The sequence below is a fragment of the Bradyrhizobium acaciae genome (genome assembly GCF_020889785.1).
GTDB classification, from domain to species: Bacteria; Pseudomonadota; Alphaproteobacteria; order Rhizobiales; family Xanthobacteraceae; genus Bradyrhizobium; species Bradyrhizobium acaciae.
Genome location: NZ_JACMYK010000216.1, coordinates 1 through 8980, shown reverse-complemented (window position 1 = coordinate 8980; position 8980 = coordinate 1). Strand labels below are relative to the sequence as shown.

At 57.9% G+C, this 8980-nt stretch carries 7 protein-coding genes and 1 pseudogene; 1 reads left to right on the top strand and 7 read right to left on the bottom strand.

The window, feature by feature from the left end; genetic code table 11:
- The 3 genes and pseudogenes from H8A92_RS38385 to H8A92_RS38370 form a co-directional block, all read right to left on the bottom strand.
- Nucleotides 1-754, bottom strand: a 754-nt coding sequence (locus tag H8A92_RS38385; RefSeq protein ID WP_420831430.1) for a reverse transcriptase domain-containing protein, incomplete at its 3' end; no start/stop codon positions are given.
- A gap of 544 nt (nt 755-1298) precedes the next feature.
- Nucleotides 1299-2056: pseudogene (locus H8A92_RS38380) on the bottom strand (IS5 family transposase).
- Between the two features lie 759 nt (nt 2057-2815).
- Entirely contained in the window at nt 2816-3049 is a 234-nt protein-coding gene (locus H8A92_RS38370; RefSeq protein WP_229200481.1) for a hypothetical protein, read from the bottom strand.
- 390 nt (nt 3050-3439) lie between these two features.
- Between H8A92_RS38370 and H8A92_RS38365 the strand changes: the two genes are divergently transcribed.
- On the top strand, nt 3440-3808 hold the full coding sequence (locus tag H8A92_RS38365; RefSeq protein WP_229200480.1) for a hypothetical protein: 369 nt from the start codon (nt 3440-3442) through the stop codon (nt 3806-3808).
- A 499-nt stretch (nt 3809-4307) separates the two neighbouring features.
- Here H8A92_RS38365 and H8A92_RS38360 read toward each other — a convergent pair whose 3' ends face one another.
- From H8A92_RS38360 to H8A92_RS38345, 4 genes are all read right to left on the bottom strand, one after another.
- Nucleotides 4308-5567 carry an ABC transporter ATP-binding protein gene (locus H8A92_RS38360; protein ID WP_229200479.1) on the bottom strand — a complete coding sequence of 420 codons (1260 nt, stop codon included), beginning with the start codon at nt 5565-5567 and terminating at the stop codon, nt 4308-4310.
- Nucleotides 5560-6372 (bottom strand): ABC transporter permease, encoded by an 813-nt coding sequence (locus H8A92_RS38355; protein ID WP_229200478.1) that lies wholly within the window; start codon nt 6370-6372, stop codon nt 5560-5562. Before H8A92_RS38355 ends, H8A92_RS38360 begins: the two co-directional genes overlap by 8 nt.
- A 10-nt stretch (nt 6373-6382) precedes the next feature.
- On the bottom strand, nt 6383-7168 hold the full coding sequence (locus tag H8A92_RS38350; RefSeq protein ID WP_229200477.1) for an ABC transporter permease: 786 nt from the start codon (nt 7166-7168) through the stop codon (nt 6383-6385).
- A 118-nt stretch (nt 7169-7286) separates the two neighbouring features.
- A complete protein-coding gene (locus H8A92_RS38345) occupies nt 7287-8348 on the bottom strand; it encodes an extracellular solute-binding protein (protein WP_229200476.1) in 1062 nt (353 codons plus the stop codon).
- Nucleotides 8349-8980: the final 632 nt, after the last annotated feature.

The window sequence follows — 8980 nt, the reverse complement described above, 5'->3', positions numbered from 1 at the left end:
CATCGTCCGCGTAACGCACGATGATCATGCCGCCGGAGGCCTCGCGTTGTCGCCAGCGCTTGGCCCACAGGTCGAGAGCGTAGTGTAGGTAGATGTTGCCGAGGAGCGGTGAAATCACCGAACCTTGACCCGTTCCCCTGTCATCAACGGTTACGACGCCGTCTTCGAGAATACCTGCCTTCAGCCATTTCTGGATGAGGCGGATGATGCGCTTGTCGCCGATCCCATGTTCCAAGAAGCGCACCAGCCAAGATTGACTGACTGCGCCAAAGAAATTTTGGATGTCGGCGTCAACGATCCAGTTCACCTGCCGCGTCTCGATCGCTGTGCAGAGCGCGTCCAACGCATCATGTGGCCCTCTGCCGGGCCGAAACCCGTAGGAAAAGCCACAGAAGTCTCCTTCGTAGATGGCGTTGAGCACGATGACGGTGGCGCCCTGGACGATTTTGTCCTCGAGAGCCGCGATCGCTAACGGCCGCTGCTTGCCGTCTGCCTTTGGTATGTACGTCCGGCGAGACGGTTGCGGGCGGTATGTTCCTCGTTGGACCCGTTTGTGCAGATCGGCGAGCTGGGGCTCGAGATCCTCCTCGTAGTCCTGCCACGTCATGCCATCCACTCCGGGAGCGGCCCTACGCCTGAGCGCAAAGAACGCCGCCCGCAGTGTATCGACATTGATGTGGTGAAGGAGCGCGGTGAACCGGTCCTTCTTCCTCAGCCTTGCGGCTGCCCGTACGCGGTCCAGCGACTGGGTCATGCGAGCCCGGCCCTGTGTCCGGTGTATGCGCCGCTGTTCCGCGTTTCCCTTGGTCCCCAGCCTTGGCTCCGCCCACTCCTCCGCCGGTAATCCGGCTTTGTTCGTCGGCTTCTCAGCTACTATGCCAGAGTCAGACTTCTCCGTGTCGTGCATCAGCGGCTACGGCTCCTCGCCTTCCCGCTGCGGACCATATCCTCGGAGGAGGAAGGTGGCCGACCCGGAGATATCCCGGTTCCCGTACAAGGAGCTTCCATGCATGCCAGGGTCTACGACCACGCCGGGCTGGACGGGTGCTCGCGTTTGCGCACTCGCCCATGTTGCCTTCCGCTCTTTGGACAGCGTCGACGCCCGGGATAACACTGTTTCGCGGCTCAATGGCTGGCCTGCATGCTCCCCTACCGACGCTTCGCCGACCGCCTCGCGGAGGCCTGCGCACGGCTCGGGGCCGATGTGGTTCGCTACACCTTCATCGCAATGGACTTTCACCATCTACTCCTTGCCGGTCTCCCGGCGCACCCAAAGTAGTGCTAGGGCCGATCGACATTCATTGCATCCAGATCGTTGCGGCGGCGAGATGGATGAATCCGGTAAAGTTGCCGGTTCGCCTGTCATAACGGGTTGCCAAGCGTCGAAAGTGTTTGAGCTGGCAGAAGCAGCGTTCGATGCGGTTGCGCTGTTTGTAGGCATCGGCGTTGTGCGGAATGATGATCCTGCGGGTGCGGTTTGACGGGATCACCGCCGTTGCACCGGTTTTCGCGATGATCGTACGCAGGGCGTTGCTGTCACAGGCTTTATCGGCGAGCACGGTATCGCCGCTCTGGCCGTCGAGCAGTGCGGGCGCCTGGGTGATGTCATTAACCTGTCCAGCCGTGACGATGAAGCGGAGCGGTCGGCCGAGCGCATCGGCCAGCATGTGGATCTTGGTGGTCAGTCCACCTCGGGAACGCCCCAGCGCCTGATCTTTGGCCCCCCTTTCCGCTCGACGCCTGCTGGTGGGCGCGAACGATGGTGCTGTCGATCATTAGATACTGGTTGTCGCGATCGGCGGTCAGAGCAGCGAACACGCGCTCCCAGACACCAGCATGGCACCAGCGGCTGAAGCGCTGATGCACCGTTTTCCACTTGCCGTACCGCTCCGGCAGGTCGCACCAGTGTGCGCCCGACCGCAAAGCCCACAAACATCCGTTGACGAACAGACGATTATCCGCTGCCGTACGTCCCGTCGCCAGCTTTCCCCGGCAGCAGTGGCGCGATCCTCGCCCATTGCGCCTCGGTCAGCTCATATCGCTTCGCCGCCACCATCCGCTCCGTGTGTCGAATCACGAAACTCTATGAATCAGCGATCAAACCACTTGGGAATCCTGAATGTCGATCGGCTCTAGCCCGCCTCCTTTGCTAGAATCTCTTGAAGCATGTGGAATCCCTGTCGGAGCAGATGCAGAGCTGGAGAAGGGACTACGGGTGCGCGCGAGACAGGACGAAGTCGCCTCTCGCTTGATGACCATTCCGAGAATCGGCGCAATCTGCGCTACAGCGATAGAGGTGCTATGGCCATCGGCGGAGACATTCTCCAAGGGGCGCGATTTGCGGCCTGGATTGCTCTCATGCCTTGCGACGCCCCCTTGTACTTGGTGCGACCGCCGTTGTGCGATGGGCAAGACGCTATGGATCGCAAGCAGGATGCTGGCTGGCAAGAATGCTCTCGGAGAAGCCTCCAAAGCTAATCGCGGTCGCTCTAGCGAACAAAAAGGCGCGTATCGCCTGAGCCTTTGATGGTCCGCGGTAGCGCTCACCAGCGCTCCAGCGTCTGGCGCTGCGTAACGCAAGGCCAGACGCCGAGAGACGTCGGGAATGCGGTAGGGTCTAACGGAGGACTATGGGCAATCGGTCAGGGACTGGGAGAATTAGCAGGTTGATGAGCGCCAACGCGCACGCTTAGCCGAATTGGATTCAATCCACGCATTCCATAAGGGCCCGCGACGTGTCGAGGTCGCATTGCGAGGCCGGACACACGTCAGCACCCGACCACATGCCTGTTTCGAAGTTATTTTTTGCTTGCATTTACTGCGGCGTCCACACACCAGAATGCCAGCAAAGCCGGCCAGACGGGGTTCGACGCATTCCGCTGCCGCGGTTGTCGCCGAAGCCAAAAGCCACCATCGCTGGCGCCTGAACGACGCCGTCGCGGTTGCGGTATTTCGGGCGGCGCGTCACAATCGCCCAGAACTTCGCCGGCGTCACGCCCACCCGCTTCGACACGTCCTTGCCAATCAGGATCTTCTCATCCCTTCGCAACCAGGGGGCACCTCGGGCTCGATGACGATCTCGCCCCGCTCCAATGAGCGCCGAGGTCCTTGTGTGACTGCGGCGCTCGCTTCGTCCTGTCTGTCCCAGCTGCTTTCGCCAGCTCGGCGTCGACCTCCGCCACGCCGATGGCGATTCCGTCAAGCACGAAGGCGAACTGCTCATCGCTCTGCTTGTCGGTGCGCAAGCGTCCCGATCGCGGGCCGTAAGCGTGCGCTCTAACATCTTCACGATTGCCGTCGGTTCCGATCTGCGCATCGGCTACCTAGTTGATTGCAGCAAGGTCGGCGTTGACCGTCGTGAGTCTTGCAATCTCGGAGCCATTGCGTTGTTCTCCGCCTCGATTGCCGCCAGCTCTTCCGCTAAGGCGAGGATCAGCGCATGGGCTTCGGCATGGGTGGTCGAGGCTCTGCAACTGGCATCGCCATCGCTACTCTCACAGCAGAGTCGTCGGCGATCGTCCAAACCTTTCAGCCTCTTGATTCAATTCGCCGCAAGTTATCAACCCACCGATCGCGGGCGCTTCACAGCCGCCGATCGCACCTTCGTTCAGTCCAGCCAGTCAACGAGCGCAAGCAGCTGCGCGCGATTGAGCTGGATCCGATGTCGACCAATCCGTGGCCAACAAAATTTCGTTTTCTCGAACGGATCGGTGCCTGCGTCGCGCACCAGCGGCCGCAAACCCGTCCAGTCTTCGACTACACCGAAAGATTTTTACAAACGATCCGCGGGCGGTCGACCATCGGCTAATCTCAACCTCCTTTGAGCTCAAGCACAAGGTGGGTCAGCTTAGCGTGGCCATCATACCGGGAGCCGCTCGCCGTACTAGCCGGAGCCGGCTATGAGCGTCGGCTTTCAAGATGTCGGTGAAGCTGTGGAAATGCCGCGAGGGATGCTCCTGCCGCCGATCGCGGCGAGTGTATCGAGGCCGCCGGCGACGTACCGAATGCGATCAAGCGGCCGCCACCCGTCCGGGGTGCCGGGGTCCGGATTGGCCATCCGAACACGCCAAGGCGTTAGATCTACGCTGGCGAGCCATCCGCTGCTGCTAAGTCAGCTGTTTCGGTTTGTCTGAACGGCGCCGACGGCCATGGCTTACTAATCGAGAGGAACAAATAGCTTCTCGTGGAGAAGAACTCGGCGACATCAATGTCGCTCCAGTCCGCTGACCAACGTTTTCTGTTTCAAGGTTGTGCCGCCGTTAAGCAACACCTGCAAAGGATCAGCGGCCTGGATCGAGAAGCCATGATCACTTGTTGAGAACCACCGTGTCAGATGACGACCAGCAAACTCGTACCCTCGCCCCAGATACGTGCCTTGATTCAGCCCGGCAGGAGACCATCTTAGCTGTAATATTCAGGCCGTTGTCGGTTTTGATGGTCACGCGGGTCATGCCGCCAACGAACGAGCTGCTCACGACGTCGCCTGTCAGTTGATTGCTGTTGTCTGTGACTGCTTCATCCATACCGCAGATCCGTACCTTCTCGGGTCGAACCATAACCAGTAGCTCCAATCCTTCGGTCCGCATAGCCCCCGGAACGGAAATCGACCGGTTTCCGGCGATCATCATGAGGCCATCAGCATTCATTTCTCCGCTAATCAGATTCGATTCTCCGACGAACTCCGCCACGAACTGGTTGCACGGCTGGAAGTACAACTCATCCGGCGTCCCAAGCTGAGCAATTTTTCCCGAGCTCATCAGGCAAATGCGGTCGGACATGTTGAGCGCTTCTTCCTGATCGTGGGTAACGTATATGACGGTTGTGCCGAGGTCCTTGTGAAGACGCTTGACCTCCCCCTGCATCTGCTCGCGCAGATTCTTGTCCAACGCTCCCAGCGGCTCGTCCATCAGAATGATGGCCGGCGAGTAAACGATGCAGCGCGCAATGCCCACGCGTTGCTGCTGACCACCGGACAGCTGGCGCGGCCTTCGGTCTTCAAAGCCGCGTAGACCGACACGTTCGAGCGCCTCCGTCACTTTGTCGTGGATCGCTTTGGCGGATTCACGACGGACCCGAAGCGGATAAGCCACATTTTCGAATACCGTCATGTGCGGCATTAGGGCATAATTCTGGAATACCATGCCGATTCCCCTCTCGCGCGGAGGCGTCGCAGTAGTATCTCGCCCGCCCAGTAGTATGGTACCAGTCGTTGGTCCGAATGCGCCTGCGATCAGATTGAGCAGAGTGGTCTTGCCGGAGCCTGACGGACCAAGCAGCGTCAGGAACTCGCCCTTGTCGACGCTGAGATCGGTCAGATGCAGCGCGGTCACAGAACCGAACATCTTCGATATCCCACTCAGCGCGATCGCGTGCGCGCCGCGAGCTCCTAGAACGGTGCCGTCCTGCATCGGGTTCACTTCATTACGCATACGCTGAGGGCGAAACGCAAACGTTCGCAGTCCGCCCTGCAGCTGGAGATTTGGCTGAACTTCTTCAAGTGCTTCTTCTTTCCTGGTCTGTTGATTCATGCCGAGATAACGCCGCTGGATGCCGTTTGTGTTAAACATCGGTCGGCGTCCATTTTCTCAATCCGATCGCGACAATGCAAACCAGCAGAGAAAGCGCCGTCATCAAGGTAGACACGGCGGCGATCACCGGAGAGATTTCCCAATGGAGAGCGTTGAACATCTTCACCGGCAGGGTGACGGTGTTTGGGCCAGCTAAGAACCAAGCGATGATCACTTCATCGAAGGACAGCAAAAACGCGAAAAATGCTGCGCTCACGAGCGACGGAACGAGTTGGGGGATAACGACCGTGACGAACATCTGCATCGGCCCCGCCCCCATCAATTCCGCGCCGAATTCGAGGTTGCGATCTAGCTTGTTCACACCTGCCACGACCATGACGATTACATAAGGTAGGGTGACCATGACGTGACCGAGCACAATGGAAAGCGTAGTTCCGGTTATCCTAAGATAGGAAAAATAAAGATAGAGCCCGAGCCCTATAACGATGATAGGGACGATAGACGGGCTCATGATCATACTAGTAACGAGCCCCTTGCCAGCGAACTCGTGGCGCGCCATCCAGTAGCCGGCGAGAGTACCTGCAATCATCGCCAACGCCGTGGTCGCGATCGCGATCTTGAGGCTCTCGAAGAGCGAGCCGAGCCAAGCGGGGGAGTTGAAGAATATCCTGAACAGATCGAATGAATAACTCGCCGGCGGGAAAGTTAGCGCATTCGTCGGTCCAAACGCCATGGGCACCGTCACCACTATCGGTGCCAGGAGAAATACATAGATCGGCACGGCCAGCCCGGTACCTAGGGCACGGTAGCGACGCGAATGCGGGTCATCAATCTGGCCGGGCAAGAGCAACCTCCTAGACCTTGCGCCGGCGCCAGAGCGCCAGCGGAGCGGCGAACACCAAAACCATGCCAAACAGCACTACGCTAATGGCTGAGGCCTTTTGCCAATCCAGGACCTCTCGGTTGTAAAAATCGACGAGGTTCGATAGCATTTGATCTTGTGGTCCGCCGAGCAGCGCCGGAACGACAAAGGCCCCCAGGGACATTACGAAGATACTCAACAGACCAGCGAACACTCCCGGCAGACTCATGGGAACAGTGACCGTCCAGAATATGCGAGGGGGCTTGGCTCCCATAATCGAAGCTGCCCGGTAGATGGCCTCGTCGATCGCGACCAGACTGGCGAGAACGGGTAGGACGACGAGTGGAACCAGAAAACTGGTCATGCCAACCAGAAGGCCAACCAGATTGAGCACAAGTGGTAGCTGGACTTTCGCATCGAAGATCCAGCTGAGGATGTTGTTAATGATGCCTTCACGTCCAAGGATGACGGTAAATGCAAAGCATTTGACTAAAATGCTGGTCCAGAAAGGAAGGAGCACCAACAACATCAAAATTGCTCTGCGCCGCGCCGGCTGACGCGCAAGATGCAAAGCGACGACGAACCCCAGAAGCAAGCTCAGCAGAGACGATAAGCTGGCAATGATCAGCGTCGTCGACAGCGTTTGCCTGAATAACTTGCTTGTCAAAACCTCGCCGTAAGCTGCCAGCGATAAGGGTGGTCCGTAGACGCTTGTGTAGAAAACGTAAAGCAGAGGCGGCAATACAATGAAGATCACCGCCAGAACTGCCGGCGACATGAAAATGGTTTGAGCGCGTATGCTACTAGCCTGATTCATGACCTCTATGAAAGGTTCGAGCCTAGAGTATAGTTAGTGCAACTCAGACGGGACTGCCCCGCCCGAGACATTTAACTAATCAGGTCAGGATCCACTCCTTGAAGCGGCGCGATACTGCATCGAGATTATCTGCCCAATACGCGCCATCAAGAATGAGATTGTTGGGATTGTTCATATCGGGCATCCATTTGCGAGTTTCAGCCGATAGCATCGACATCGCCTTTTTGGAATTTGGCACGGACGCGGTCAAATTGCATTGCCGCACCAGAACGTCCGGACGCATGTAGTAGGCGAGGTATTTCATCGCGTTCTCCTTGTTAGGTGCGCCCTTGAGCACTACAAGCGGGTCAGGAGATAGCAGGTTCTGTTCAAATGAGAACGCTACCGGCGTTCCGCCCCCGGGTTCATTCGTGGCTTTGGCGCGATTGGCATACGTATAGCTGAAAGCGACCTCGCCTGCCTGCAGAAGGGAATATGTTTGCGGCGTCGCAGCTGTCCACGAAGCAATGCTCGGCTTGATCCGATCGAGCACCTTGAACGCGCGATCAAGATCGAGCGGGTAGATTTTGTGCGGTGCCACGCCATCACCGAGAAGCGCCGCTTCGAGTGTCTCGCTGGCGTAATTTCGCAGGGTGCGGCGCCCTGGGAACTTCTCCAGATCGAAGTATTCGGCAAAATTCGTAGGATGCTTTCCCGGACCGTATTTGCTCGGATCCCATGCTATGCCGCCGGCAAACGTATCAGTCGTGAGGACGTCACTTGTCGGCGGGATCACCATATCCCCGATGTTGAACATCGAAAGATCCAGTTTTTCCCAAAAGCCCTGCGTAGATCCGTACGCGGCCTCCGCGGCCGTCGGCAGATGAACGTCTATTTCGACATTGCCCGTTAGTTTTTGAGCTTTGACTTTCGCCATGTCCGGCCTTGGTGCGATGTCGACCTTAATGCCCGTTTCCCGAGTGAAGGACTCGATCACAACCTTGACTAAGATCTCTTGAAAGCTCCCACCACTACTGGTGACAGTCAGCGAATTGGACTTGGCTGCGGTGACCGCGCTCCGGAGCACCATTGGCGCCGCGAGTACACCGGCCGCCCCGGTCAAGAACAAGCGACGGGAGAGTATTGACGTGGGTTTCTTCATAACGGCTCCATTTTCCTTGTTGGATTCGGGTCACGTATCGAGCCGCCGAATGAGGCACGCCCGCCTCATGGCAGTACGGGCGCGATCTCGGATCAGAAAACGGCACGAGCGTCCGACCCGCGAGGAAGGTCACCGCGGCATCTTAGCCGTGTAGTCTCCCCGAGACCCTGTCATCAGCACGAGAGCTTAATGTCGGCTCCGGCCACAACTTGTGAGAATTCCGTTGGGAAAAGGCCGTCGATGCGAGCAGGCCAACAAAGAGAGCGTCGACATCGTGCCTCATACGTCTCCTCGCTCTTCAAGTTATCAATTCTGATTAATCACACCGCAATTTGCGCTGATCACCTTCTGCGGGGCCAATACCAATTTCGGACGGATCAATGCCGGATTGGAATTAATAGGACAATCGGAGGCCTTTCCTGCCACTGCGTTCGCCATGATTCATTAGCAGGATCGATTGCACCCTCGGAGCGTTTAGTGGTCATGATGGCCCGATAGCCTGCAGCAAAGTTGACCTCCATTTCGGCTCAGGCGGTTCCTTCGCGTCCTACCTGACCAAGCGGTTGCAGATGATCTGCCAAAGTAGTGCTAGCACTACTTTGGCAGAATCTATTTGCGCCAGTGTTTTTCAA

Excerpts from the sequence above, each read along its gene's own strand:
- H8A92_RS38365 (WP_229200480.1), top strand. The coding sequence starts at position 3,440 with ATGGGCTTCGGCATGGGTGGTCGAGGCTCTGCAACTGGCATCGCCATC.
- H8A92_RS38360 (WP_229200479.1), bottom strand. The coding sequence starts at position 5,567 with ATGTTTAACACAAACGGCATCCAGCGGCGTTATCTCGGCATGAATCAA.
- H8A92_RS38350 (WP_229200477.1), bottom strand. The coding sequence starts at position 7,168 with ATGTCGCCGGCAGTTCTGGCGGTGATCTTCATTGTATTGCCGCCTCTG.
- H8A92_RS38345 (WP_229200476.1), bottom strand. The coding sequence starts at position 8,348 with ATGAAGAAACCCACGTCAATACTCTCCCGTCGCTTGTTCTTGACCGGG.